The organism is Sorangium sp. So ce394 (genome assembly GCF_051474665.1).
Lineage (GTDB): Bacteria > Myxococcota_A > Polyangia > Polyangiales > Polyangiaceae > Sorangium > Sorangium cellulosum_D.
Genome location: NZ_CP150339.1, coordinates 9,525,484 through 9,551,623, shown reverse-complemented (window position 1 = coordinate 9,551,623; position 26,140 = coordinate 9,525,484). Strand labels below are relative to the sequence as shown.

Annotated in this window: 23 protein-coding genes; 16 read left to right on the top strand and 7 right to left on the bottom strand. The window is 73.2% G+C overall.

What is annotated here, in order from left to right; genetic code table 11:
* Window positions 1-14 precede the first annotated feature (14 nt).
* The 6 genes from WMF33_RS35200 (at window position 15) to WMF33_RS35175 (ending at window position 5,367) form a co-directional block, all read left to right on the top strand.
* Window positions 15-263: a hypothetical protein gene (locus WMF33_RS35200; RefSeq protein ID WP_020738965.1), complete on the top strand. Its 249-nt coding sequence runs from the start codon at window positions 15-17 to the stop codon at window positions 261-263.
* Between the two features lie 61 nt (window positions 264-324).
* A complete protein-coding gene (locus tag WMF33_RS35195) occupies window positions 325-915 on the top strand; it encodes a hypothetical protein (protein WP_437332718.1) in 591 nt (196 codons plus the stop codon).
* 190 nt (window positions 916-1,105) lie between these two features.
* On the top strand, window positions 1,106-2,554 hold the full coding sequence (locus WMF33_RS35190) for an AgmX/PglI C-terminal domain-containing protein (protein WP_437332717.1): 1,449 nt from the start codon (window positions 1,106-1,108) through the stop codon (window positions 2,552-2,554).
* A gap of 211 nt (window positions 2,555-2,765) precedes the next feature.
* Window positions 2,766-3,341: a hypothetical protein gene (locus WMF33_RS35185; protein WP_020738962.1), complete on the top strand. Its 576-nt coding sequence runs from the start codon at window positions 2,766-2,768 to the stop codon at window positions 3,339-3,341.
* A 38-nt stretch (window positions 3,342-3,379) separates the two neighbouring features.
* Window positions 3,380-4,774, top strand: coding sequence for a hypothetical protein (locus WMF33_RS35180; RefSeq protein WP_437332716.1), 1,395 nt, complete (start codon window positions 3,380-3,382; stop codon window positions 4,772-4,774).
* Complete coding sequence (locus tag WMF33_RS35175) at window positions 4,774-5,367, top strand: polysaccharide biosynthesis/export family protein (RefSeq protein WP_437332715.1); 594 nt, start codon at window positions 4,774-4,776, stop codon at window positions 5,365-5,367. Before WMF33_RS35180 ends, WMF33_RS35175 begins: the two co-directional genes overlap by 1 nt.
* Window positions 5,368-5,441: 74 nt before the next feature.
* Here WMF33_RS35175 and WMF33_RS35170 read toward each other — a convergent pair whose 3' ends face one another.
* Both WMF33_RS35170 and WMF33_RS35165 read right to left on the bottom strand, forming a co-directional pair.
* Entirely contained in the window at window positions 5,442-6,335 is an 894-nt protein-coding gene (locus WMF33_RS35170) for a PPC domain-containing DNA-binding protein (protein WP_437332714.1), read from the bottom strand.
* On the bottom strand, window positions 6,332-8,353 hold the full coding sequence (locus WMF33_RS35165; protein WP_437332713.1) for an OmpA family protein: 2,022 nt from the start codon (window positions 8,351-8,353) through the stop codon (window positions 6,332-6,334). Before WMF33_RS35165 ends, WMF33_RS35170 begins: the two co-directional genes overlap by 4 nt.
* Window positions 8,354-8,520: 167 nt before the next feature.
* On the opposite strand from WMF33_RS35165, the gene WMF33_RS35160 reads away from it, so the two are divergent.
* The 3 genes from WMF33_RS35160 (at window position 8,521) to WMF33_RS35150 (ending at window position 11,078) form a co-directional block, all read left to right on the top strand.
* Complete coding sequence (locus tag WMF33_RS35160) at window positions 8,521-9,177, top strand: Maf family protein (protein WP_437339551.1); 657 nt, start codon at window positions 8,521-8,523, stop codon at window positions 9,175-9,177.
* Entirely contained in the window at window positions 9,174-10,730 is a 1,557-nt protein-coding gene (locus tag WMF33_RS35155) for a hypothetical protein (protein ID WP_437332712.1), read from the top strand. Before WMF33_RS35160 ends, WMF33_RS35155 begins: the two co-directional genes overlap by 4 nt.
* A gap of 84 nt (window positions 10,731-10,814) precedes the next feature.
* Window positions 10,815-11,078, top strand: a complete 264-nt coding sequence (locus tag WMF33_RS35150) for a hypothetical protein (protein WP_012238561.1) — start codon at window positions 10,815-10,817, stop codon at window positions 11,076-11,078.
* Here WMF33_RS35150 and WMF33_RS35145 read toward each other — a convergent pair.
* Both WMF33_RS35145 and WMF33_RS35140 read right to left on the bottom strand, forming a co-directional pair.
* The gene (locus WMF33_RS35145) at window positions 11,059-12,081 is read right to left on the bottom strand and encodes an RluA family pseudouridine synthase (RefSeq protein WP_437332711.1); all 1,023 of its coding nucleotides are present in this window, start codon (window positions 12,079-12,081) and stop codon (window positions 11,059-11,061) included. The genes WMF33_RS35150 and WMF33_RS35145 overlap by 20 nt on opposite strands.
* A 65-nt stretch (window positions 12,082-12,146) precedes the next feature.
* Window positions 12,147-12,707: an SMI1/KNR4 family protein gene (locus WMF33_RS35140; RefSeq protein WP_129578364.1), complete on the bottom strand. Its 561-nt coding sequence runs from the start codon at window positions 12,705-12,707 to the stop codon at window positions 12,147-12,149.
* 847 nt (window positions 12,708-13,554) lie between these two features.
* Here WMF33_RS35140 and WMF33_RS35135 point away from each other — a divergent pair.
* Window positions 13,555-15,408: a MopE-related protein gene (locus tag WMF33_RS35135; RefSeq protein ID WP_437332710.1), complete on the top strand. Its 1,854-nt coding sequence runs from the start codon at window positions 13,555-13,557 to the stop codon at window positions 15,406-15,408.
* A gap of 80 nt (window positions 15,409-15,488) precedes the next feature.
* Entirely contained in the window at window positions 15,489-16,010 is a 522-nt protein-coding gene (sixA, locus tag WMF33_RS35130) for a phosphohistidine phosphatase SixA (protein ID WP_437332709.1), read from the top strand.
* Between the two features lie 24 nt (window positions 16,011-16,034).
* Here the strand turns inward: sixA and WMF33_RS35125 are convergent, their stop codons facing one another.
* Window positions 16,035-17,069 carry an AAA family ATPase gene (locus WMF33_RS35125; RefSeq protein ID WP_437332708.1) on the bottom strand — a complete coding sequence of 345 codons (1,035 nt, stop codon included), beginning with the start codon at window positions 17,067-17,069 and terminating at the stop codon, window positions 16,035-16,037.
* A 128-nt stretch (window positions 17,070-17,197) separates the two neighbouring features.
* On the opposite strand from WMF33_RS35125, the gene WMF33_RS35120 reads away from it, so the two are divergent.
* On the top strand, window positions 17,198-18,742 hold the full coding sequence (locus WMF33_RS35120) for a flavohemoglobin expression-modulating QEGLA motif protein (RefSeq protein ID WP_437332707.1): 1,545 nt from the start codon (window positions 17,198-17,200) through the stop codon (window positions 18,740-18,742).
* Between the two features lie 39 nt (window positions 18,743-18,781).
* Here the strand turns inward: WMF33_RS35120 and WMF33_RS35115 are convergent, their stop codons facing one another.
* Window positions 18,782-19,630, bottom strand: a complete 849-nt coding sequence (locus WMF33_RS35115; RefSeq protein WP_437332706.1) for an RNA polymerase sigma factor — start codon at window positions 19,628-19,630, stop codon at window positions 18,782-18,784.
* A gap of 111 nt (window positions 19,631-19,741) precedes the next feature.
* Window positions 19,742-20,533, bottom strand: coding sequence for an enoyl-CoA hydratase/isomerase family protein (locus WMF33_RS35110; protein ID WP_061621831.1), 792 nt, complete (start codon window positions 20,531-20,533; stop codon window positions 19,742-19,744).
* An 84-nt stretch (window positions 20,534-20,617) separates the two neighbouring features.
* Here WMF33_RS35110 and WMF33_RS35105 point away from each other — a divergent pair, with 84 nt between their 5' ends.
* From WMF33_RS35105 to WMF33_RS35090, 4 genes are read left to right on the top strand one after another with little or no spacing between them, the layout of a single operon-like run.
* The gene (locus tag WMF33_RS35105; protein ID WP_044989135.1) at window positions 20,618-20,884 is read left to right on the top strand and encodes a phosphopantetheine-binding protein; all 267 of its coding nucleotides are present in this window, start codon (window positions 20,618-20,620) and stop codon (window positions 20,882-20,884) included.
* Window positions 20,885-20,909: 25 nt separating this feature from the next.
* Window positions 20,910-23,219, top strand: a complete 2,310-nt coding sequence (locus WMF33_RS35100; RefSeq protein WP_437332705.1) for a beta-ketoacyl synthase N-terminal-like domain-containing protein — start codon at window positions 20,910-20,912, stop codon at window positions 23,217-23,219.
* Complete coding sequence (locus tag WMF33_RS35095; protein WP_437332704.1) at window positions 23,216-24,127, top strand: hypothetical protein; 912 nt, start codon at window positions 23,216-23,218, stop codon at window positions 24,125-24,127. Before WMF33_RS35100 ends, WMF33_RS35095 begins: the two co-directional genes overlap by 4 nt.
* The gene (locus WMF33_RS35090) at window positions 24,124-26,022 is read left to right on the top strand and encodes a beta-ketoacyl synthase N-terminal-like domain-containing protein (protein WP_437332703.1); all 1,899 of its coding nucleotides are present in this window, start codon (window positions 24,124-24,126) and stop codon (window positions 26,020-26,022) included. Before WMF33_RS35095 ends, WMF33_RS35090 begins: the two co-directional genes overlap by 4 nt.
* Window positions 26,023-26,140 lie beyond the last annotated feature (118 nt).

The following is a 26,140-nucleotide window of genomic DNA, read 5'->3' as shown; positions in this document are numbered from 1 at the left end:
GGGAGACCATGAGCATGTACAAGGCACTTGCGCTGGGTTCGGTCCTGCTCGCGATCCTCTGCCACGGCGAGCGCGCGAGCGCGCAGGAGAAGGGCAAGCAGCGCGGGGTCATCACGCTCGCCGAGGTGACGATCACCGGCCGCATCCAGAAGCCCATCGCGGCCGTCGACGTCAGCCGGATCCAGCCGAAGCTCACGCTCGCCGAGCTGCGCCAGCCCTTCCTGGACCGCATCGAGCAGGCGATCTTCAAGGAGCCGTTCTAGTGCCTCGGACCGGAGATCTCGCCGGATTTCCGGGCGCGCGCCGCGGGCGGTAGGCGGCGGCGTGTCCGCCGCGCTCTTCATCGCGCTGTCGATCGCGGCGAGCGGCGCCTGCGCCGCGATCTCGTGGAAGCACCCGGCGCAGGTCGCGCGCGCGACGGGCAGCGACCTGACGGCGCTCGCGCGCTCGCTCCGCGCGCTGCCCGCCGAGGCGCGGCTCTCCGAGCTGGCGAGGCGGTCGCCGCCGGAGAGCTGGGAGCGCCGGCTCGCGCTCGAGGTCATGTCCGCCGCCGACCCGCGCGCGAAGATCGCGGCGGCGAACGACCTCCTCGCCGACCTCGAGCAGCGGCTCGACGCGGGCGCGGGGTGGCCGCGCGCGGCGGCGCGCCTCTCGGCGTTCGCCGCGCTGCTCCTCGCCACGCTCTCGTTCCTCGCGCAGGCAGGGCCCTCGGCCATCGCGCTCGTCCTGGTCGCGGGCGCCGCCGGCACGATCGCGTCCGCGGCGGCGGGGCGCGCCGGCCGCGCCGCGGCTTCGCGGACGCGAGAGGCCGTCGACGCGCTCGTCGGCGTCGCACTGGGCCCGCTCGACGGCGCCGCCGGAGCTGCTCGCGCGCCGAGCGCATCGCCGCGACGAGCGCGCCGCGCGCGCCCCTGAGCGCGGCGCGCTCTCCTGGACCGCCCCCAGCTGTCCGTGTACCCTCGCGGGCTGTGGTGCCCTCCGCTGCGCAGCGCTCCTTCCGCGGATCCAGGCCCGGGGCCCGCCGGGCCCTGGGGCGCGGCTCCGCCCGCCGCGCGCGACCGGCGTCGGCCCCTGCGTCGTCCCCTCTCTCCCGGAGTCCTTTGGAATGACCCAGCAGCACCCGCACCCCACCCCGTCGCGACCCGGCCAGCCCGGGCAGATGACCGCGGTCATGCGGGCGGTCGCACCGGTGACCGGCCCGAAGGTCCTCAGGATCGGCCTGGTCCAGGGGGGAAAGGTGATCGAGGAGCGCGTCATCAAGCAGCGCACCCACGTCACCATCGGGCCCAGCGAAAAGAGCATGTTCGTCATCCCGAGCAAGAGCATCCCGCCGAGCTTTCGGCTGTTCGAGCTCGTGGGCGGCGAGTACTTCCTCAATTTCCTGGACGGGATGACCGGCCGCGTCGCCTTCAAGGCCGGCGTCTCGGAGCTCTCCGCGCTCAAGTCGTCTGCCAAGCGCGTGGCCGTGGGCAATGCCCAGGCCTATCAGGTCCAGCTGAGCGAGGAGGCGCGCGGCAAGATCGTCGTGGGGGAGACGACGTTCCTGTTCCAGTTCGTCGCGCCGCCGCCGGTGCAGCCCAAGCCGCAGCTGCCCGTCTCGGTGAAGTCGGGGATCGCGAACGACATCGACTGGACGACCACGATTATCGCCGCGTTCTCGTTCCTGTTCCATTTCGGCGCCGTCGGGTCGATCTACTCCGACTGGATGGATCCGGTCGTCGACGATGAGGTCGACGTCGCGGCGCTGCTCGAGTCCGTCAAGCAGCTGCCCCCGCCGCCGGTGGTGGAGCAGCCGAAGGAGAACGTCGAGGCGCCGGCCGCGACGGCGGCGCCCACCGCCGAGGCGCCCAAGGCCGCGAGCGGCGGCGGGAACAAGGGCGCGGCCGCAAGCGCGGGGAAGGGCTCCGGCGGGATGAGCGACGCCCGCGCCTCGGCGCTCACCAACGAGCTCGCGCAGCTCGACATGCAGATGCTGGGCGCGCTCAATTCGAGCGGGAACGCGACGGCCAGCGTCCTGAGCTCCGGCGATGTGCCGACGGGCCTCCTCGAGAACGCGGCCGCCTCCGGGTCGGGCGTCGGCAAGGGGGGTGTGGCGGGATTGAACATGGGGGGCGCCGGTGGGGGCACCGTGCGACCTGGCGCCGCCGGCGGCGGCGGCCTTGCGACCATCGGCAACACCGGGACCAGCGGTCCGGCGACCGCCGGTTCGGCGCAGCAGGTCAAGGGACCGGTCGGCAACGCCCAGGTGGGCGGCCCCGCGGTCGCCGGCGGGAGCGTCTCGAACGCGCCCTCCGTCGTCGCTGGGATGACCGCTGGATTCCGCCGTTGCTACAATAAAGGGCTGCAGGAGGACCCGAGCATGAAGGGGTCGGTCCGGATCACCGCGAAGATCGGCCCGAACGGCGAGGTGCTCTCGGCGACCCCCTCCGGCGGCTCCGGCCTGTCCGGGACCGTGGTCTCCTGCGTGGTCGCGCGCGTCCAGAGCGCGCAGTTCGCGCCGCCCGAGGGCGGCGGCGCGACGGTTGTGATTCCTGTCACCTTCGTCAGCCAATAGGCCCGACGCCCCCCAGAGCCGTGGACAAGACGCAATCCTCTCCCTTCGCGTGAAGGTGAATGGTGTGATGCCGTCGCGCATCCAATGGGGAGAAACCTGGTACGGGCCCTCCCGACAGGGCGAGCTGCTGGCCGTTCGGCATGTTCATTGCGTTTTGACAACCACGTCTGCCCGCACTTATACTCCGCGGGCCTGACTTCCGGAGGCTTCGATGAAACGTGAACAGATCCCCGGCTTCGCAGCAGTTGCGCTGATCTCGGTCGTCATCGGCCACGGCATCGCTGCTGCGCAGGCGCAGACGGCGCCTCCGCCGGATGCGTCCGCGGGCCTCGCGCGGCAGGTGACGCTCTCGCCGGCCGAGCAGCTCGCGCAGAGCGAGACCTTCCTCGCTCGGATGGACGGGGCCCGGACGTCCGTGCGCCGCCAGCTCGAGACGGCCCGTTCGCAGCGAGACGTCGTGAAGACGCTCTGCTTGAACGACAAGCTGAATCAGATCGACGTCGCCATCCGCTCCGCCCGCGAGCGGCGGCAGGGCCTGGAGCTCGCGGTGAATCGGCGAGACGCCGATCTCTCCAATCACGAGTTCACGATCCTGACGGTCCTGCGCCAGCGCTCCGAGCAGCTGACGGCCGAGGCCAACCAGTGCATCGGCCAGGAAGCGGGCTATATCGGCGAGAGCGCCGTCAAGGTCGATATCGATGAGAACCTCCCCAAAGAGGATCCTTCCGAGTATCCCGTCAGCCAGATCATCATCGAGCCGCCTGCGTGCAGTAGCTGTTTTCGGTAGGCGACCGCCTCTCTCGGATTGCCACTGCCCAATAGGCGATGAAACCTCGTGACACCATAGTCGCTGCCGTATTCACACTAACTCTGTCCCCGGCGTCGGCCCTTGCGCAGGATCAGCCCTGGCTCAAGGATCGTCGCTACACCGAGGGCATCGGGATTCGCGCCGGCGATCTCGAGCTGCACCCGGGGATCGCCGCGGAGTTCGGCTACGACTCCAACTTCTTTCGCAGGGACGAAGAAGACGTGGCCAGCGCCGACGACATCGGGCCTGTCGGCTCGATGCGGCTCCGGATCACGCCTTCATTTTCGCTCTCGACGCTCAGCCAGCAGCGCCACGAGGTGACGCCCGACGCGCCGCCGCCGGACGTCGAGTTTCGCGCCGGCATCGCCGCGACCTACGATGACTTCTTCCCGGTCTCCGGGCCGGAGCGGGGGCAGGAGCGGCTCGGCCAGCAGCGGAACATCGGCGGCTCGCTCGACGCCAACCTGACGATCCTGCCCCAGCGCCCGTGGTCCGCGGTCCTCGACGCGTCGCTCGGCCGGACCATCGCTTCCTCGGACATCGGGATCTCCAACCAGAGCTTCCGGCGCGTCCACGCGGGCGCGGGAGCAGAGCTCGTGTGGACGCCGGGCGGCGGGCTGCTCGATTGGCGCCTTGGCTACCGCTTCGCGGGCACGTTCTTCGAGCTCGACGAGTACGAGAGCCTGACGAACATGCAGCACATCATCCGGACGCGGGGGCGCTGGCGCTTCTTGCCGCGCACCGCGCTCATCTACGACGCGTCGCTCGGGTTCGTCGATTATCCGAATCCGGGCGCCCAGCTCTCCTCTCACCCGCTGCGCGCGCAGCTCGGGATCAACGGCCTCGTGACGCCGTCGTTCGGCCTCCTCGCGATGGCCGGCTGGGGCGCGAGCTTCTACACGCCGACCAACGACGGCGACGTCGTGAACGACTTCGACAGCGTCATCGGCCAGCTCGAGCTGAAGTGGTTCCTGACGCCGAATCCGTCGACCGACCCTGCGGCGGCGACGCTCGCGCTCTCGTCGCTCTCGGCCGGCTTCACGCGCGACTTCCACGACAGCTTCCTCGCGAGCTACTTCGAGCGCGACCGCGGATACCTCAAGCTGACCTACTTCTTCGGCGGACGGTTCCTGCTCATCCTCGACGGCGGCGTGGCCGCCCACGTGTTCCCGGGGATCCCGGCGGATAGCGGGCGCCTCGTCGCAGCCGAGGAGCCCTGGACGGACATCCGTATCGATGCCTCTCTGTTCGGCGAGTACCGGTTCGCGGACTCTCTGGGGATCAACACCACGCTGCGGTATGGCAACAACATCAGCAGCACCGCGCTGACGATCCTCGACGAGTCCAACGCCCAGAACCATCTCGGATGGCAGCAGTTCGAAGCCTATCTGGGCGTGCGCTGGTTCATGTGATGCGACGCTCAGGTCGGTGGGCAGCCGCCTTCCTCGCGCTGGTGATCGCCGCCTGCTCGTCGCGCCAGCCCGGGCCGGTGAACCTTCCGCCTCCGGTGGAGGCGACGACGATCGGTGTCGGGGACGTGTTCGAGCTCCGCGTCGTCGGGGAAGACAAGCTGCCCACGACGTTCACCGTCGCGCCGGACGGCACCGTCGACTTCCCCTACGTGAAGCGGCTCAAGGTGGCGGGCCTCGAGCCTCAGGAGGTGGCAGAGCTCGTCCGGGCGAAGCTCATGGAGGGGCAGGTCCTCACCGACCCCAGCGTGAGCGTGAGCATCAAGGAGTACAACTCGAAGCGGGTCGAGGTGCTCGGCGAGGTGCAGAAGCCCGGCTCCCTGCCGCTCCAGCCTGGCATGACGCTGCTCCGCGCCATCTCGATGGCGGGCGGGTTCAACAGCATCGCGGACAAGGACCGGGTCACGATCCGCAGGAAGTCCCAGGGCAAGACCGTGTTCGCCACGGTCTCGGTCGAGGACATCATCGACAACAAGATCCCCGACGTGCCCCTACAGGCAGGGGACTCGATCAACATCGCCCAGCGCGTCTTCTGAGACGACGCGCCCGAGCGACGGCGCGCCGTCCGCCGCCGCTCGATCGACGTAGCGCGACGTGGCGCGCGGCGCGCTCAGTTCTTTCGCGCGAGGCGGAAGTGCTTCCGGCTCGTCGCCGGATCCACGGTGGGAGGCTCGATGCGGAGCATCGTCAGCGAGACCTCGCGCACGCGGCCGTCGCGCTCCTGGCGGAGGCGGATCCGCTCGCCGTCGGAGCTGATCACGGTGCACTCGCCGAAGTGGAAGTGGGTCACACTGTCGCCCACTTCCGGATAGATCTCCTCTTCCTGGCGAGGGCGAACCGGGCGCTGCGGCAGCGGCACGGCCACGGGCTCAGCGACCGATGCCGCCGGGCGGGCAGGCTCTGGAGCGGGGGCCGGCGGCGCTCCGCGGGGCGGCTCGGCGGCCGGCGGCGGGGCCGCAGCGCGGGGCGGCTCGGCGGCCTGCGCAGGAGGCGCCGCGCGCGCCGGCTCGGCGGTCTGCGCCGGAGGCGCCAGCCGGGGCGTCTCGCTCGCCGGGATGGCGGTCGACTGGGCCACGAGCTGCATGAGGCCCGTTCGATCGTCGAACGTCCGCGCGAGGGGCAGATCGTCGAACGCCGTGACGCGGAGCTCGAGCCCGTAAACCCGAGCCCAGACGAGCTCGCCGGCGGCGAGCTGGAGACCGACGCCAGACTCGCGGGCGAGCGTGGCCGACAGGCGCAGCGAGGTCTCGCCCTGCTGGAGCGCGACGCTCCCGGAGAGCGCCACCACGTCGCACGGCCCCTCGAGGACGCGCGTCTTGGCGTAGGCGCGGGAAGCTTGATCGAACAGCGCGATCTCCGCCTTCTCGAGCGAGCCGATCCCCTCGATCCAGCCGGCGCGCGCCTCGGCCTCGTCGAGGGCGCGCACGAGCGCCGCTGGGAGCTCCTCGCCCCGATCGAGGCGGATGATCAAATGACGGGCACGGCGTGCCTCGAGGACATTCATCGCAGTTTCTTTTCTCCGGTCGTCGAGGAGGCTGCGCCCGGAGCACGGCGGGCTTCTTCCGAGCGCCGAGCGCGGGTCGCCGTCACCTCGATCTGGGGCGCGCCTTTCGCGCGCATGGCTGATGTGTCGCCAGCGGCGGCCGTGATCCGGTCCGCCGGGATACCTGCGCTGGCGAGGAGCTCCTTGACGGCGCTCGCGCGCGCGCCGGCGAGCTCGATCGCGCGCGCGGACGAGTCGCCCTGGCGATCGGGGTAGGCCTCCACGATGACGACGTCGAGGGGCATGCGCCCGCGCATGAGCTGGGCGATCATGCCGATCTGCGCCGCCAGGGCCGGCGGTACCCGCGCGCTGCCCGCGGGGAAGCGGGCCAGGCCGTCGAGGAGGACCCGATCGCCGGACCACTGCGGCAGCGACCTGGCCGTCGGCTCGGGGCAGCCGTCGGCGTCGTTCGCGCCGTCGATCGTCTCGGCCGTCACGGGGCACGCGTCGGCCGCGTCGGCCACGCCGTCCTCGTCGTTGTCGGGATCGGGGCAGCCGTCGTCGTCCTGGAAGCCGTCGCGATCCTCGGGGGCGTCCGGGCACCTGTCGACGGCGTCAGGGACCTGGTCGAGGTCGTTGTCGGGATCGGGGCAGCCGTCGTCGTCCCTGAAGCCGTCGACGTCCTCCGCGCCGTTCGGGCACGTGTCGCGCTGGTCCGGGATCCCGTCGCCGTCGTTGTCGGGATCGGGGCAGCCGTCGCTGTCCTGGAAGCCGTCGCGATCCTCGGCGGCGTTGCGGCAGGCGTCGGCGTCGTCCGGGACGCCGTCGCCGTCGTCGTCGGCGTCGGGGCAGCCGTCGCCGTCCTGGAAGCCGTCGATCGTCTCGGCCTCGTCCCGGCACCGATCGCGGCCGTCGGGGATCCGATCGCCGTCGTTGTCGGGATCGGGGCAGCCGTCGCCGTCCTGGAAGCCGTCGCGATCCTCCGCGACGGCCGGGCACGCGTCGTCGCGATCCAGGACGCCGTCGGCGTCCGCGTCGCGCCCCATCGGCGCATAGCGCAGCCCCAGGTTGAACCGGAAGCGAGGCGCGGTGAGCGTGCCCTCGGCGGAGAACGGGATGGCGCTCCCGCCGCCGGCGGACAGCGAGACGTCGCCGGCGAGGAACGGAGCGCTCGTCGCCGAGAGGATCCACTCCGCGGGCACCAGCGCCGCGTCGCGGGCGGGCTGCTCGGCGAGCGTGTAGAGGGCGAACGCCTCCGCTGACGCCGTGAGCCAGCGGCCCGGGAGCACGTCGACCGCAGCGCCGACGGCGCCGAGGAGCTGCGAGCCGATCTCGACGTCGTACACCGCGCTCGATCCGCGGATCCGGGCCCCGACCTCGGCCGCGAGGCGGAGGTCGCCGAGCTGGTACGCCGCGGCGGCGGTCGGCGCGAGCGTGACCGTCCCGGCGCTGGCGAACGCGGCCTTGTCGCCGGTGGGCAGGCCGAGCTCGAGGCGCGCTGCGAGCGAGAAGCCGTCGAGGGGGCCGCTCCGGGGCGGCGGCACGATCGCGAACGCCGCGCCGAGGCGCGCGTCGCGCATCACGCTGCGGTGCAGCACCGCGTCGGTGCCGAGGACGTCGGCGAAGCCCGCGCCGTCCTGGTACAGCGTGACGGGCGCGGCGATCGTGACCTCGAGGCGATCGGTGAGCCCGAGCGACCAGACGAAGGTCGCGTCGATGATGTTGTCGAGCACGTGGACGACCGTCCCGCCGGGGTCGGGCGAGGCGACGCGCAGGCCCGCCGGCCGCGACAGGTAGCTCGCCACGAGGCCGAACGAGGCCTTCGCGCTCGGCGCCGTCCCCGTGCTCCCCACGGCGAAGAAGGGGCCGCCGCCCGCGTGGGGCCAGAGGTTGTCGGCGTCGATGCAGGTCGACAGCCCGTGCGCCGGCGCGCAATCATCCGCGCGCGCCGGCTCCGGAAGGAGCGCCGCCATGAAAAAACCGGAGGCCACCAGCAGCGGGAGGCTTGATCGTGCCGGCACCCTCCAATTGGCGCGCATCGCGCCCGACCCTCTACTACTGCCGGGGTGAGAGTCAAAACAGCAATCGTCTCGGCGCGATCTGGGGGCACCCGACGCTCCGTCGGCGCGCTGCGCTCCGCGGTCGGTCCCGCGCCGTGCTACGACCACGCCCGGCCGGGGCCGGCGCCGCCGGCGCCCGCACGACCATGATCGACGACGCGCACCCGCTCCTGCTCGGCTCCGGCTCGCCGCGCCGGCGAGAGATCCTGACCACGCTCGGCCTGCCTCTCCGCGTGGCGGCGGCCGAGGTCGACGAGGCGGGCCGCCCCGGGGAGGGGGCCGCGGCTTACCTCGGGCGGGTCACCCTGGCGAAGCTCGCGGCCGCGCGGCGCCTGCAGCAGGCGGTCGGGGCCGGCGCGATCCTCGTGGCCGACACCTCGGTGATCCTCGGCGACTCCATCCTCGGCAAGCCCCGGGACGAGGGCGACGCGCGCGCCATGCTCCGCGCCCTCTCGGGCCGCGAGCACCAGGTCTGGACCCGGTTCGCCATCGCCGGCGCCGAGGCAGATCTCGCGCCCGCGGCCGCCCCGGGCCGCGCCGAGGCCCTCCACGCGGAGACGGTCGTGACGCGGGTGCGCTTCCGGAAGCTCGACGACGACGAGGTCGCGTCGTACGCGGCGACCGGCGAGGGGCTCGACAAGGCCGGCGCTTACGCGATCCAGGGGATCGGCGCGTTCGCCGTCGCGGGCATCGAGGGCTCGTACTCCAACGTGGTCGGCCTGCCGGCGTGCGAGGTCGTCGCGGCGCTGCGCGCCGCCGGCTTGCTCGCGCGCTTCCCGCTGTCGCCCGCGCGCTCGTCATGAGCGACGACGCCGCGATGGCCGCGCGCCGCCGCGACGGAAGCGCGATCTTCGCCCTCGCCCTCGCCGCGCGGATCGCCATCGTCGCCTGGGCGGCCGGGCGCTTCCCGCCCACCGCCGACGGCACCTACTACCACCGCATCGCCGAGCGGATCGCGGCGGGGCTCGGCTACACGTGGCTCTGGCCCGACGGCGTCGTCACGTACGCCGCGCACTATCCGGTCGGCTACCCGGGCGCCGTCGGCGCGCTGTACGCGGTGTTCGGCGCGCGCCCTGCGGTCGCCATGCTGCTCAACGCCATCGTCGGCGCGCTCGCGGCGCTCGCGGTTCACCGCCTGGCGGTCCGCGCCGCGCCGCGCTCGCGCGCCATACCGGCGCTCTCGGGCGCGCTCGTCGCGCTCCACCCCGGGCTCGTCGCGTACACCCCGGCCGTCATGACCGAGGGCGTCACCGGCTCGCTCGTCGCCTGCGCGGCGTGGGCGTCGGCGCGGGCGCGCGAGCGCCGCCCGGCGCTGGCCCCGTTCGCCGTCCTCGGGCTGCTCGTCGGCGCCGCCACCCTCGTCCGCCCGCAGGCGCTCCTGCTCGCGCCCGTCTTCGCCGGCCTCGCCCTCCTCGGCGCTCCGCGCGGCGACGGCGCCCGTCTCCGCGGGTCCCTCGCCGCGGGCGCGGCGCGACGCGCGGCGCCTGTCGTCGTCACCGTCCTCGCGGCGCTCCTCGTGTGCGCGCCGTGGACCGCGCGCAACTGCGCGCGGATGAACCAGTGCGCGCTGGTCAGCGTGAACGGCGGCTGGAACCTCCTCATCGGCGCGGACCCGGCCTCCACCGGCGCCTGGGCGCCCATCCAGGTGCCCGAGGCGTGCCGTGAGGTCTTCGACGAGGCCGGCAAGGACGCGTGCTTCGGCCGAGAGGCGCGCCGCTACATCGCGGAGCACCCGGGCGCATGGCTCGGCCTCGTGCCCCGGAAGCTCGCGGCGACGTTCGACTATTGCGGCGCGGCCGGGTGGTACCTGCACGCCTCGAACCCGGCGGCCTTCACCGAGGACGACAAGGTCGCGCTCGGCGCCGTCGAGACGGTCTTCGAGCGCCTCGTCCTGCTCTGCGCGCTCATGTGGGCAGCGCGCAAGCCGGCGCCCGGCGCGCTCGCCGCCCCTCACCCCGACGACCGCGCTCGCGGTCCCTCGCTCGCGCAGCGGGCGCTCGTGCCTGCCCGGCTCGCGCTGTTCGCGCTGGGGGTCGTCGCCGCGCTGCACGTCCACGCATGGGTGGGCTACCTCGCGCTCCTCGGCCTGGCGCTGCTCCAGGGTCGCGCGCTGCTCCGGGCGCCGGTGCTCGCGCTCTCGGCGCTCGCCGTCCTCGCCGCAACCGCGGCCACCCACGCGGTGTTCTTCGGGGCCGGGCGCTACGCGCTCGTCGCCTTCCCGCTCCTCTCGGGGCTCGCCGCCCTCGCCGCGGCGCGCCAGAGCCCGGAGCAGCCGCGCGTCGGCGCGCCGCACCCCGCGGGCGGCGCGCCCTCCGCGCCGCCGCTCGGGCGCGGGTCGAACGACGAGCTACTTTGACAGCGCCGCCCGGGCTGCTGCATCCTAGGCGCCCGCCGGCTCGGGAGCGCGTGCCCCCGGCCGGCGAACCTGGAGGAGAGACGGATGCCCTTGATTGAAACGGAAGAGGCGGCGCGACGCCTCGCGCGCGCCATCGCAAGCGATCTCTCGCTCTACAACGAGGAGAAGATCGTGCAGGGCATCCAGCAGGATGACCTCTTCACGGTCCTCTCCGAGGAGATCGAGGAGGGCCGCGCCCTCTACAAGAGCCGCGTCTCGCCGGATCTCTACCAGAAGAATTTTTACGACCGCGCCCTCGTGGACATCCTGATCAAGTCCAAGGGCCACATCAAATCGAAGATCTGGTAGCGAGCCTCCGCAGCTGGTCGAGCGCCCTGCGCATGTCCGCTGGCAGCGCGCTCTCCCAGCGCACCGGCCTCTGCGTGGCGGGGTGGATGAACCCGAGCACGCGCGCGTGCAGGGCCTGCCGCCCGAGCTCCTCCGCGATCGCCCGTACCGCCGGCTTCTTCGGCGGCTTGCCGTAGAGGGGGTCGCCGAGGACGGGCGTCCTGCCGCGCTCGGCGAGGTGCACCCGGATCTGATGGGTGCGGCCCGTCTCGAGCGAGCAGGCCACGACCGTCGCCGCGTCGCCGAGCCGCTCGAGCACGCGGACGTGGGTCACCGCGCGGCGCGGCGCCGCGCCGCCCGCGCCGGGGTCGCTGCGGATCCACGACGTGAAGCGGAGCCTGTCGGTCGGGTGGCGGCCGTGGAGCGTGTCGTAGGTGGCGTCTCGCGCCTCGCCCGCCACGATCGCCGCGTACTCGCGCTCGATCTCGTGCCTCGCGAACCGCGCCTTCAGCGCCTCGCGGGTGGGCTCGTCCTTGGCCACGACGAGCAGGCCGCTCGTGCCTCGGTCGAGCCTGTGCACGATCCCGGGGCGGACATGGCCCATGGGATCGCGCGGATCGGCCGGCGCCAGGGCGAACCCGGGCAGGGCGAGCAACCCGTTGACCAGCGTGCCCGACGCGTGCCCGCGCGCCGGATGCACGACGAGCCCCGCCGGCTTGTCGATCACGAGCAGGTGCTCGTCCTCGTACACCACCGGGATGGCCACGCCGGGATCGGCCATCGCTGCGGACGGCGACGGCTCCTCCGGCCGGATATCGACCAGGGCGCCCGAGCGCACCGCCACCGACGCGCGCGCGGGCTCCCCATCGACGAGGACCCGACCGGCGGCGATCCACCGCTGCACCGCCGCGCGCGAGGTCGCGCGGCCGGCGCGCTCCATCAGGTGGACGACGAGCTTGTCGAGGCGGTCGTGAGGGTCGCCGTCGTCCACCCGAAAGTGGAGCGCTTCCGCACCGGCAGCCATCGCGTTCGTCACGGGCGTCGTTCACGGCCGAGCGGCGCCAGCCGAGCGGCGTCGCTGCCGCGCGATCAATACTCCGTATCGCCCTCGTCGTCCTCTTCGGCGGTCCCGAGCTCGGGGTTGAGGGCGACGTGCGACTCGAGGTCCTCGAGCCGCTGCGCTTCGGACAGCCTGGCGAGGCCGCACTGCTCGACGAGGTACAGGTCGAACGCCGTGTAGCGCGGGAAGACGCGGACGTTGGTGTCCTCGTTGTCGAGGCCGAGGATGACGAGCTCGCCGTCCCGCCTGGCCTCGCCGAGGTAGAGCGCGTTCCACGGGTGACCGGGGAGGTTGGGCAGCCGCACGACCTTGCCCCGGAGGCGCGACTCGGTCCAGCCGAGGTCGGTCTTCGCCTCCGCCAGCTTGCGGACCGAGGTGAGCTTCGGCCGCGGCGCCGACGGATCCTGGCCGAAGCGATGCCGCCCCTTGAACCGCGGGCCCAGGCTATCGAGGGTGAAATCGAACTCCAGGAACGCCCGCAGCGTGGGCGGCAGCTCGACCATCAACTTCGACTCGAGCGCATCGAGCGCCGCCTGGCTCGCTCCCACGGCGGCATGGCTGGAGGGGCGCTTCTTCAGTTGCGCGATCACCCGATGCACAAGCTCAACGCCACGTTCGATCGATGCCATGGTTCCACGGGCCGCGGTTGCGCGGCGTTCTTCAGGACCCAAAGGGCCTCACTGGGGCCGCGTTCTCGGCCCCGGTTGTTGCGGGCTCGTCGCGCGCTCGGGCGGCACTCTACATCAGCCGACCGGGAGCGCGTCCCTCTATGGTGCCTACCGGTCCGGTCCGCTCGGTGTCAACCCGCGATCGCACCTGCTGTCGATCATTCATCCGCAGGAAGCGGCCGAGCGGCGCCTCCCTTGGTCCCCCGCGCGCCCGTCACCCACGCCTCGACGAGCGAGGTCCGCCTCGCTCCCGTGAGCGGAGGGTACGCCGCGCCCGCCAGATCAGGACGACGACCGCGCCGAGCACCACGGTCGCGCCGACCGCCAGGATGACCCATTGTGGCGCAGGATAACGGCCGCGCTGCAGGCCAGGAGGCGGCCGCTCGACCTCGATCTGGAGCTGCGCGCCCACGGGGCCTCGTTACACGCGGACGCGTCGACCCGCAACTGATCCGCGGCGTGAGCCGGCGGATTCGGCGCGTCACCCCACCCGCCGGCCGCCCGACGCCTCCCGTTGCCCAGCCACGCGAGGGCGAGGCGGCAGGCCGCACGGGACATGCAAGCAGCCGGTCGGCACCAGGGGATCAAAACTTGCCTTCATGGAAACTCGGGCGTGTACATTGAAGCGACGCGTGGGCACCCTGCGGCCGGTGCGAGAGGGTGAGAGATGAAGCCGGGCTCTTCAGCATGGGTCGGGGAGGCGCGTCGGCGGTCCCCTGGGATTCGACGATTCCTCTTCGCGATCGGGGCGTGGGCGGCTCTCGGGGGGATGGCGGGGGCGTGCGGCCGGACGAGCCTCCTCGAGCTCCCGGGGGCCGACGTCGGCGGGCTCGGAGGCGGCGGGGGCGGTCCGACCAGCGCGAGCGCGTCGACGTCGTCGAACGGCGGCGGCTTCGGAGGCTTCGCGGCGTGCGGCGGCGACGCGGACTGCGACGACGGCGACGCCTGCACCCGCGACAGCTGCGTGGACGAGCGCTGCGACCACGCGCCCCGCGACGACGACGAGGACGGCGTGGGCCCGACGATCTGCGGCGGGAGCGACTGCAACGACTTCAACCCGTCCGTCTTCCCGGGCGCTCCGGAGATCTGCACGGACGCGGCGGACAACGACTGCAACGGCGTGAGCGACTGCTTCGATCCCGCGTGCGCCGCAGGACAGGACTGCGGCTGCACCCCGCGCCCCGGCGGTGAGCGCTGCGACAACGGCGTCGACGACGACTGCGACACGCTCGTCGACTGCTTCGACGCGGACTGCTCGGGGACCCGCGCCTGCGCCTGCTCCGCCTCGGAGACCGGGGCGTGCGGCAACGGGGTCGACGACGACTGCGACGGCACCTTCGACTGCGACGACGGCGACTGCGGCTCCGACCCGCGGTGCGCCTGCAGCGCGACCGGTGAGCGCTGCGACAACCGCACGGACGACGACTGCGACCTCCTGGTCGACTGCGCCGACCCGGACTGCCGCAGCAGCTTTCCTTGCGTGTGCCAGCCGCCCGGCTCGCTGGAGCGATGCGACGACGGCCAGGACAACGACTGCGACGGGCGCGTCGACTGCGCGGATCCGCAGTGCATCACCGCGCCGGCCTGCGAGGTCTGCGTGCCGGAGGTCTGCGACGACGGCGTCGACAACGACTGCGATGAGCACATCGACTGCGCCGACACCGCCTGCGTGTTCGCGCCGAGCTGCGCGCCGACGGCGGAGCAGTGCAACAACGATCTCGACGACGACCGCGACGCCCTGATCGACTGCCAGGATCCGGACTGCGCGAACAACCCGGTGTGCGTGCTCGAGCAGGCGAACTGCCTCTCGCCGAAGCGCATCCCCGGGACCGGCACCTACACGGGGGACACCACCGGCCACGTGAGCGAGACCCGGGGCGCGTGCGGCGGCGACGCCGGCGAGGCGGTCTTCTACTTCGTGCTCACCGCGCCGTCGCGCGTGCACCTCGACACGCGCGGGTCGAGCTTCGACACGACGCTCTACGTCCGCACCGGCATCTGCAACAGCGGCCGGGAGATCGGCTGCGATGACGACAGCGGCGGCGGGTCGTGGGCCTCCCGGCTCGACTTCGGCATCCTCTACCCGGGCACGTACTTCGTCTTCCTCGACGGCTTCACGGTCGATCCCTTCGGCGGCGCGAACGAGGGCCCCTTCGCGCTCAACGTCGAGATCGTCCCGAACCCGAGCGAGATCTGCGACGACGATCTCGACAACGACGGCGACCACTACGTCGACTGCGCCGATCCGGACTGCGGCGCCTTCGGGCCCTGCCGCGGCTGCGCGGGCGGCGCCGCGCCCGGCCCCGAGTTCGGGACCGCCGCGTGCACCGACGGGATCGACAACGACTGCGACGGCACGCTCGACTGCGCCGACGAGGACTGCAGCGCAAGCGACTTTTACGTGACGGAGTGCTGCGACGGCCGCGATGACAACGGCAACGGGATCCCCGACGATTTCAGCTGCCGATGCGCCTCGGACGCGGATTGCGACGCGGGGCAGATCTGCTACACGCACACCGCGTACACGTGCGGTTTGCCCTGCAACAGCTTCTTCGGGAGCATTTGTCCCTTCGTGGCGCCGGGCTCGCACTGCAACGACGCGACCAGCCAGTGCGAGTTCTGAGGGCCCGCGGGCCGGCGCCTTCGCCGGCGCCGCGCGCACGGCGCTCCCCTGCTGGCGGTCGCCCGGGCTAAGGTCACGCCATGGAGATCCTCATCATCCGCCATGGGCAGGCCGTGGATGACGCGCCTGACCTCGGCGACGCCGGTCGCTGGCTCACGGGCAAGGGTCGCAAGGTGACCCGGCGCGTCGCGAAGTGGCTCGCGAAGCAGAAGGGCCGACGCCCTGCGGCGATCTGGACGAGCCCCCTCGTGCGCTCGGTGCAGACCGCGGAGATCATCGCCGAGGCTGCCGAGCTGACCGACGACGTCTCCGTCATCGCCGAGCTCTCTCCCTCGCGAGACACCGCCGAAATACTCCGCCTGCTCTCGCAGTATCAGGGGGCTCAGCCGCTGGCGCTCGTGGGGCACGAGCCCTCGCTGTCGGCGCTTGTGACATCGCTGCTCGGCGACGTCGGCTGGACGGGCCTGAAGAAGAGCGGCGTCGTCGCCGTGAGCTGGGACGGGCGTGGGCCGGGTACGCTGCGCTTCGCGCTGGATCTGAAGGCCATGAAGGCGGTCGACCCGGTGAAGGAAGCGCAGCAGCAGGCGCCTCGCTCCCGCTGAGCGCCGCCCGCGCCTCGGCGCCGCTCAGCGCACCGACCGCTCCACGGCGCTCAGCACGTCGACGTCGCGCACGCCGTCCGCTTCGGCGCGGTACGACAGCACGATCCGGTGCCGCAGCGCCGGGATCAGCAGGGCCCTCACGTCGTCCACGTCGGCCGCTGCTTCGCCGCGGAGCGCCGCGCGCGCCTTGGCCGCGATCACGAGCGCCTGGCTCCCGCGCGGCCCCGCGCCGTAGCGCACGTAGTCCCGGACCTCCTGCGCGGCGCGGTCGGTCCCCGGCCGCGTCGCCCTCGCGAGGCGCACCGCGAGGTCCACGGCCTCGTCGGTCACCGGGATCCGCGGGATGAGCCGGCCGATCGCCCGCACCTCGGCCGCCCTGAGCACCGCCTCGATCGCGGGCGGCTTCCCCGACGTCGTCCTCCGCGCCACCTCGCGCTCCTCGGCCTCGCTCGGGTAGGTGACGTGGATCTCGAGCAGGAAGCGGTCGAGCTGCGCCTCGGGCAGCGGGTATGTTCCCTCCTGCTCGATCGGGTTTCGCGTCGCGAACACCTGGAAGGGGTCGGGGAGGGCGTGCGTGGTGGTCCCGACGGTCACCTTGCGCTCCTGCATCGCCTCCAGCAGCGCCGCCTGCGTCTTCGGCGGCGTTCGGTTCACCTCGTCCGCGAGGACGAGGTTGTGGAAGATGGGCCCGGGCTGGAAGCGCAGGCTCCGGGAGCCGTGCTGCTCGTGCAGCACGTCGGTCCCCGTGATGTCGGCGGGCAGCAGGTCCGGCGTGAACTGGACGCGCCCGAAGCTGAGGTCGAGCGCCTTGGCGAGCGACGACACGAGCAGCGTCTTGGCCAGCCCCGGGACGCCGACGAGCAGCGCGTGCCCGCGCGCGGCGAGCGTGATCAGCATGGCCTCGACAACGTCGTCCTGCCCGACCACCGCCGCCGCGATCGCCGAGCGGAGCCGCTTGGCGCCTTCCGCTGTGCGCTCGAGGAGCGCGGCATCCGAGAGGGAGCTCGACCCCTCGTCGGCGGTCGTCTCGGCGTCGTTCCTGTGGTCGGGATCGCTCATAGGGCCAGGGCTCGTACCCCGAGGCCGCGATGCCGACAAGGACCCGGCGGAGCCGGCGCTCACCGCGGCGGATCCTGCTCCGTGGAGGTTTGCTCCGACAGGTGAGCAGGTGTTAGCAATCGATCGCAATGGCGCAGAGCTCTGAGGCCCGGGAGAGGAGGGGGCCGCGCGCGGCGGACGGGGAGGCGCAGCGCGAGGTCAAGGTGAGCGAGCCAGCGGACGAGCCGTACAACGGCGGCGCCGGCGCGGCGGAGGACGGCGTGGAGGCCCCCGGACCGGGTGGGCAGGGCGCCCCTGATGAGGGCGGCGGGTCGAACGGGGAGGCGCCGTCGGCGCCGCTGGAGTCGCTGAGCCTGCACGACGGACCGATCCCGCACGCGCCGCTGTCGCCGGTCGCCGGGCCGTGGCGTTCCTACAAGGAGATCCTCGCGAACCTCGCCCAGCGCGTGCTCGAGGCGCAGCGCCCGATCCGCATCCTCCAGGCGCTCCGGTGGGAAGCGGACGTCGAGGAGCAGTTTCTCCGCGCGAAGCAGCGCGAGCTGCCCAGGGTGACCTACGCGGACGACCTCGGGTTCGATCCGGCGGCGAAGCAGCGCGAGCTCGAGGAGATCCTCCGCGACGCCGAGCGGGACCTCGGCAAGCGCGATCGGCTCGGCCAGATCCTCCGCGCGACCGCGGACGAGTACAGGAAGGTCGTGAGCATGCTCATGGGGCGGGGGACCAAGGCGTTCTACGACCTGTCCCGCGAGCTCTACGGCTCTCCGAAGGACAAGCTGCCCGACGGAAAGACGAGCGTGCGGGACATGGGGTTCGTGCTCTACGACCTCCTGACGGCGATCGGCGGCGAGCGGCTCGGCCCGTCGCAGCAGCGCGAGATCACGGCGGAGATGGCGGCGCTCGAGCTGAACGCCCGCTTCGACCGCTTCTTCGGCGGCGCCTCGATCCGCGTGCAGGTGGACGATTCGCTCCTCGCGGATGCCGCCGCCGGCAGCGACTACGTGAAGATCCGGAGCGGCGCGATGTTCTCCAGGAGCGACGTCGACATCCTCGAGGCGCACGAGGGATGGGTGCACGTCGCGACCAGCCTGAACGGGCAGGCCCAGCCCGTGGCGCGCTGGCTGGCGAAGGGGCCTCCGCGCACCACGGCGGTACAGGAAGGGCTCGCGGTCCTGGTCGAGATCCTCACCTTCAGGAGCACGCCGCGTCGCGCGAAGAAGCTGAACGACCGCATCCTCGCGGTGGACAAGGCGGAGGACGGGGCGTCCTTCCTCGACGTGTTCGAGTGGTACCGCACCGAAGGGTACGAGGAAGAGGAGTGCTTCCAGAACGCCCGGCGCGTCTTTCGCGGCGGCGTGCTCGCGGGAGGGGCGCCGTTCACGAAGGACGCCTGCTACTGCAAGGGGATCGTCCTCAACTATGCCTTCATGCGCGCCGCCATTCAGCACGATCGGGCGATGCTCATTCCCTTCCTGTTCGTGGGGAAGGTCGCGCACGAGGACGTGCCCGTCCTCCACGCGCACGTGACCGACGGGATCATCCGCCCGCCCCCGTATCTCCCGCCGATGTTCGACGACATGAGCGGGCTGGCGATCTGGATCTGCTACTCATCCTTCTTCTCGCGCCTCGGCGGGACGGCGCTCGCCGAGCACTACGGCAGGATGCTGGAGCGCTGATCGCGGCCGCCCGGCGCGCCGCGCGCGGCGGCGCGCCGCTCACGCGGGCGGCGGCGCGGAGGCCTGCGCGCTCGGGCCGGCCGCGCGCGCGTGGGCGGTCGCGTGCGCCACCGCGATCCAGAGCCTGCGCCGGATCGCGTCCGGCACCTCGGGGACGACCCTGGCCGCGTCGAGGAGCGACTCTTCGTCCGCCGCGCGGGACCGCTCTGCGACCGGGAGGCTCAAGGGATCGCGCAGCGCGCGCCGGTCCTCGGCGTTCATGCGCTTCACCGCCACGCGGAAGTCCTCGCGGGCGAGGCGGAGGCGGTTGCGCACCGTGTTCTCGTTCACCTCCAGATCGCGCGCGATGTCGGCGCTCGTCATCTCGAGCAGGTCGTGCATGATCAGGACGACCCGCCGTTCGAGGTCGATCGCTCCGAGCAGCCGGCCGACGAGCTGGCCGCTCTGCTCGCGCGCAAGCAGCTGTTCCGAGCTCAAGCCCGGGTCGGCGAGATCGAACGGCCAGCTCGCCCCCGCGCCGACCGCGATCTCTCGGCGGCGATGGGCGCGCCCGCGGTAGTGGCCGACCTGCCGCCAGGCGATGCCGAACAGCCAGCGCCTGAGGGGCTCGCCGAGCGGGCTCGCGGCCTGCGGAGCCCTGCGGCCCGCGCCCGGCTCGCGGCCGGAAGGGCAATGGCCAGCGCGCGCCCCGTCTGTGCCGCGCCTCGGATCGAAGCTCTCCAGCGCGTGGTACGCAGCGATCATGACGTCTTGCAGGACGTCGTCGATGTCGCGCTCTGCCACGCCGAGCCATCGGAGCGCTTGCCGGAGAAACGACAGGCCAATCGTGTACACGGTCTCGAAGCTGGGCCGCTCCAGAAGCGGCACGTGCTCAAGAGGCTGTTGCATGCCTGAACTTACGTGCAGCAGCCCGTGCTGATTTGAAAATCGTCAGACCACCCCAAGGAAGCTGTCTATTGTAATGAATATTACGTGCAGCGCCGCGCGTGCTGCGCGCGTTCACTTGCCCTGGAACACCGGTTTCCGTTTCTCCGTGTAGGCGGCGAGCCCCTCGCGCGCGTCCTCCGACGCGAACAGCTCGGCCTGGAGCTCTCGCTCGAGGGCGAGCCCCTGTTCGAGCCCCACCTCGAAGCCTGTCTGCACCGCGCGCTTGATGCGCCCGACCGCCAAGGCCGCGCGACCCGGCAGCGTGAACGTGTGCCCGTACGCGAGGATCCGGTCCATGAACTCGTCGTGGGAGGCGGTCTCCCAGACGTCGTTGACCAGGCCGACAGCTAGGGCCGTCTCGAAATCGAACGTCTGCCCCTCGCACATCAGCTGGATCGCCCGAGATTTACCGATGAGCCTGGCGAGACGCTGGGTGCCGCCCGTGCCGGGAAGGACGCCGAGCGCGACCTCCGGGAGGCCGATCTTGCCGGCGTTCTTGCGGGCGATGCGGAGGTCACAGGCCATCGCGATCTCGAGGCCGCCGCCTACAGTGTGGCCGTTCAGCGCCGCGATGCAGAGCTTTGGCGTGTGCTCGAGCCGGCTCAGCGTCTCGTTCGCGTGGAGACAGAAGTAGTATTTGAACGTCGGATCCGATTCGCGGAGCATGTCGATGTTCGCTCCGGCGCAGAAGAACTTTTCGCCGTGCCCGGTGATGACGATGACATGCACATCGTTGTCGAAGCGGGCCTCGAGGATGGCCGCGTCGAGGTCCTTCATCATCTCGTGGGTGTACCCGTTGACGGGCGGATCATTGAGGGTAAGCAGCGCGACGCCTGCAGAGGTGGCGTAGTCGACGAGAGCCATGGGCGCTCTTTACCAAACCGTCAGAAAAAGCGCTGCCCCCTGGTAGAAAGGCGCGGAATTGTGCTACCCCGCAGGGACGTGCTCATGAACGCGCAGGACGTGCGGCAGAAGTTAAAAGAACTCATGGTCGAGGAGCTGAACCTCGAGGGGAAGACGCCGGCGGACATCGACGACGCCGCGCCGCTGTTCGGCGAAGGGCTGGGCCTCGATTCGCTGGACGCGCTCCAGCTCGCCATGAGCGTGGAGGAGCGCTTCGGCGTCCGCATCCCGGAGGGAGACGAGGCGAGGCCGATCTTCGCATCGGTGGACGCGCTCGTGGCCCACATCATCAAGTCGACCGCGGCCGCGTGATCGCGCCGCAGAGAGCCGTTCGAGCGTGCGAATCTGGGTGACGGGCATCGGGGTCGTCTCGCCCCTGGCGCGCGGGGCGAGGGCGACGATGGACCGGCTCATCGCAGGCGAGCGCGCCTTCGCGCCGCTCTCCCTGTTCGAGATCCCCGGGACGCGCGCGCGCATCGCCGCGGAGGTCCGCGACCTCTCCCCGGAGGACGTCGCCCCGCCGGGCGAGGCGGAAGGGTGGTCCCGGACCGACGCGATGGCGGTGCTCTCGGCCCGCGAGGCGCTCGCGCACGCGGGCGTCGACCCCGCGGCGATGCCGGTCGATCTGGTGGTCGGCGGCACGACCGCCGGGATGTTCGAGACCGAGGAGCTGCTCGCCTGGCTCTCGCACGACCCCAGCGCGATCGCTCCCTTGAAGCGGATGCTCTCGCACCCGCTCTCGTCGACGGCCGACCACGTCCGCGCCGCCGTCGGCCCGTTCCGCCGGGCGAGGAGCGTCTGCAGCGCCTGCTCGAGCGGCGCGAACGCCCTCTTGCTGGGCGCGGCCTGGCTCCGCGCCGGCCTGTCCACCCGCGTGCTCGCGGGGGGCGCCGACGGCCTGTGCCGGCTGACGTACACCGGCTTCGGCGCCCTCGCGGCCGTCGATCCGGATCCGTGCCGCCCGTTCGATCGGCGGCGCGCCGGGCTGAACCTGGGCGAGGCTGCGGCGTTCCTGCTGCTCGAGTCGGAGGACGCCGCGCGCGCGCGGGGAGCGGAGCCGATCGTCGAGCTCCGCGGGTGGGCGACCGGCGCCGAGGCGCATCACATCACGAACCCCGAGCGCGAGGGGCGCACCGCGGCGCGCGTCATGCGCGACGCGCTCCGGTGCGCGGCGCTCACGCCGTCGGATCTCGACTACGTCAACGCGCACGGCACCGCGACGCCGCTGAACGACGTCATGGAGAGCGCCGCCCTGCGCGCCTGCCTCGGCGCCGAGGTGAGCCGCATCGCCGTCTCGTCGTCCAAGGGGCAGATCGGGCACACCCTCGGCGCTGCGGGCGCGGTCGAGGCGGCGATCACCGCGCTCGCCGTCGCGCGCGGCGTGATGCCGCCGACCGGCGGCCTCGAGGAGGTCGATCCGGAGTGCCAGCTCTTGCACCTCAAGGAGGCGCGCGAGGCGCCGGTCCGGGCGGCGATGTCGAACTCCTTCGGCTTCGGCGGCACGGACAGCGTGCTCGTGTTCGCGCAGCCCGATCGGTTCCCGCCGCCGCTCGGCGCCGGCGGCGCGCCCGTGCGGCGCTCGGTGGTCGTGACGGCGGCCGCGACGATCGGCCCGCTCGGCGTCCTCGCGACCCGCGGCGGCGCCGCGTACCTCGAGCCCGGCCCTCCGCCAGCCGAGGGCTCGATCGCCTTCAACACGGGCGCGCACCTCGATCTCGCGCGCGCGAGGCGGCTCGATCGCGCCGGCCGCCTGACGACGTCCGCGATCCTCACCGCGCTCTCGGACGCCGGCCTCGGCGGCGCGGCTCCGGGCGATGCGGGCGCGGGCGACCCGGCCGACGTCGCGCCGAGCCGCACCCTGCCCGGCGCCATCGTCGGCGCCTCGTTCGGCAGCGTCGACGCCTCGACCGCCTACATGCGGCGCATCTACGACAAGGGGGCGAAGTACGCGAGCCCCGCCGATTTCCCGAACCTGGTCCCCTCGTCGCCGGTCGGGCACGCCTCCATCTACCTGGGCCTCCGCGGGCCGGTGTTCGCCATGGCCGACCTCGGCGCGACCGCGGAGTCGGCCATGGTCACGGCCATCGAGCTCATCACCGCCGGGGAAGGGGAGGCGCTCGCCGCCGGCAGCGTCGAGGAGGCGAGCCCCATGATCGAGCGGTGTCTCGGTCCGATCTGCTCGCAGGTCGTCAGCTGCGGCGTGCGCAGCGAGGGCGCCGCCGTGCTGCTCTTCGAGAGCGCCGCGCGGGTGCGCGAGCGGGGCGCGCGCCCGGTGGCGACGGTGGCGTGGTGGAGCTCCTGGCGCGGCGACGGCGCGGGGATGCTCGCGGGAGCGCCGGCGCCGGCGCCCCTCCGCGCTCCCGGGGAGGTCGCGCAGCGCGCGCAGCCCAGCGCACCGTCGCCCGCCGCCGTGTTCGTCGGGCGGAGCGAGGAGCGCCTCACCGTCTGCCTGCGCGGCTCGCCGTGGGCCGAGGTGCCGTGCTCCACGCTGGCGCCGCGCGCGGGCGATCACGAGGGCGCTGGCGGGTTCGCCGCCGCCGCGGCGGTGGCGGCGCTCGCGAGCGGCGCCCTCGCGAGCGTGCTCGTCCTGGGCGGCGCACCCGACCGCGGATACGCCATCCTGCTGGTCGCTCCCGGCGACGCGTGACGACATCGCTGCCTGCGCCCGGCCATCGTGAGCGCCGCCTCGTGAGCGCCGCGTGCCTCCTGCTCTCGCTCGCGTGCGCCCCCGCCTGCGCCGCCAACGTCGCGCGGCGCGGCAGCCCGCTCGACGCCGAGTTCGCGCGGATGCTGCCTCGGCCGTCGCCGGGCACGCCCGCCGCGCGGCCCGATCCGTCGGCGTGGCGCGAGGGGCGGGAGCGCCTCTCAGCGCTCCGCCGCGAGGTCGAGGGGGCCGGCCCGCGCACGCTCCGCGTCCGCCTCGCGCTGCGGGAGCCGCGCACCGGCCAGGTGCTCGAGGCGCGCGGGGCGATCGCGATCGCCCCGCCGGCGATCGACGGGCGCGCGCCCGCGGCGGGCGGCGCGGTCGTCGCGCCGGAGGGCGCGCTCCGGATGATCCTCCTCGGTCCAGGCGGCACCACCGCGCTCGATCTGTGGGCGCGCGGCGACCGCTTCCGCTTCGCCGTGCCCGCGCTCGATCTGCTGAAGCGCGGCGACGCCTCGACGCCGCGAGCGTCGCTCCGCGGCCTGCCGGTAGATTTCCTGCGCTGGTGGATGCTCCACCCGGCGGCGGGGACGCTGCTCTGGTACGAGCGCGCCGCGAGCACGGCCTCGTTCGTCCTGCGAGACGGCGACGCCGTGATCGACCTGCGGCTCGACGACCGCGGCCTGATCGGCGCGCGCCGCACGACGTGGGCGGCGGAGGGCGCGCGCCGGCGAAAGCTCGACGAGGAGGTCGTGATCGCCGAGGGCGTGGGCTGCGGTCATGTCCGCTACGCGCAGGCCTCGACCGGGCTGCTCGTCACCGTGACCTGCGAGGCCGAGGAGCGGGATCGCGCGCCGGACCCGCGCGCCTTCGTCGATCCCGACGCGATCGGGCCGGAGGACGGCTCATGAGCGACGCCTGCGTCATCGCCTCGGGCGCCGTCTCTGCGCTCGGCCTCGGCCCTCTCGCCTACCGCGTCCCCGGCGCCGGCGAGCCAGCGCCGGTCGCGATCGCGCGCGACGAAGAGCTCGCGCGCGCCGGTCTCCTGCGGCCCTTCGCCGCCCGCGCGCCCGCGGCGCTCGGCGTCGCTCCGGGGGCCGATCGCGCCACGGATCTCCTGAAGGCGGCGCTCTCGCAGACGCTCGCGGCGCTGGAGCGCGTGCGCCCGGGCTGGCGCGGCGAGCGCATCGGCATCGCCCTCGGCACGTCCAGCGGCGGCATGCTCACCGCGGAGCGGTTCTTCGCGGCCCGGGCCGAGGGCGCCGACGCCGGCTCGCTCGCCGCGCTGGCCTCCGGCGCGACCTACTTCGCGCCGTTCAACGACGCGCTCGCCGCGTTTGGGCTGGAGCGGACCCCGCTGCGCACGCACCTGCTCGCGGCGTGCGCCGCGAGCACCCTGGCCATCGGCCTCGGCCTCCGCTGGCTCGATCGCGACGCCTGCGACCTCGTGCTCGCCGGCGGCTACGACGCCCTCAGCACCTTCGTCGCCGCCGGCTTCGAGGCGCTCCGCGCGACCACGGCGTCGAGCTCGCGCCCGTTCCGCCTCGGCCGCGACGGCATGGCGCTCGGCGAGGGCGCGGCCGTCGTCGCCCTCGTGCGCGAGGATCGCCGCCGCGGCGCCCCCGTGATGGTCCGGGTCGCCGGCTTCGGCGCCTCCACGGACGCGGTGCACATCACCGCCCCGGATCGGACGGGCTCGGGGCTGATGCGCGCCGGCGCCGCCGCGCTCGCCGACGCCGGGTGGCCTGCCTCGCGCGTCGGCCTCGTCAGCGCCCACGCCACGGCGACGCCTTACAACGACGCGATGGAGTCGCGCGCGATCGCCGCGCTGTTCGCCGCGCCTCGCCCCGCGGAGGGCTCGGGCGCCGCGCCCCCTCCGCCCGTCGTCCACCCGTTCAAGGCCCAGATCGGGCACACGCTCGGGGCCGCGGGCGCGCTCGAGTCGCTCGCGGCCGCGGCCGCCCTCGCGGCGTCCATCGCCCCGCCGGCGGCGTCCGAGGGCGAGCTCGACCCCGACGCGCCGGCCCTCCTGCTCGAGCGCGCCGAGCCTCGGCCGCTCGACGCAGCGCTCAAGCTCTCGGCGGCCTTCGGCGGCGCGAACGCCGCGCTCCTGCTCACGTCCCGCGCGAGCGGGCGGAAGCCGCGGCGCGCTCGCCCGGTGCACCTCCGCGCAGCGGCCCGCGTGACGGGCTTCGATCTCGGGCGCCTCGCCGAGGCCACGGGCATCCCGCGCGACCGCCTCGCGCGCCTCGACGCGCTCTGCCGTCTCGGGCTGACCGCCGTGGCGGCCCTCGCCGACGTCGTCGGCGAAGGCGCCTTGCGGGGCGCCGGCATCGTCGCGGGCCACGCGCTCGCGACGATCGACACCAACGACGTCTACGACGCCCGCCGTCGCGCGCGCGGCGCCCGCTTCGTCGAGCCGCGCCTCTTTCCCGCCACGTCGCCGAACGCGATCGCGGGGGAGTGCGCCATCGCGTACCAGCTCACCGGGCCGAGCTTCGCGGTCGGCGCCGGGCTGGGCGGCGCGCTGGAGGCGCTCCGCGCCGCGGCAGAGCTCGTCGCGTCCTCCGACGCCGATCGCATGGTCGTCGTCGCGGCCGATGACGCCGGGCCGGTCGCGCGCGAGCTCCTCGGCCTGACGGTCGCGCAGCACCGCGCGGTCGCCTGCGGCGCCGTCGCGCTCCTCCTCCAGGCGGATCCTGGCGACGCCGGGCGCCTGCGCGAGGTCGATCTCGACCTCCCGGTCGACCACGACGGCCCCGTCGGCCACCTCGCCCTCCTCCGCTGGCTCGACGAGCACGGCTAGCGGGGGCGCCCGTCCGTGTCACCCGCGGCGGTCTTGATCGCTTCGCTTGCCGATCCGCACCCCGATCTGGCAAGGTCCCCGGCTGGAATCAGCTGCTTCCCCTGAGCGTTGTCCTGCC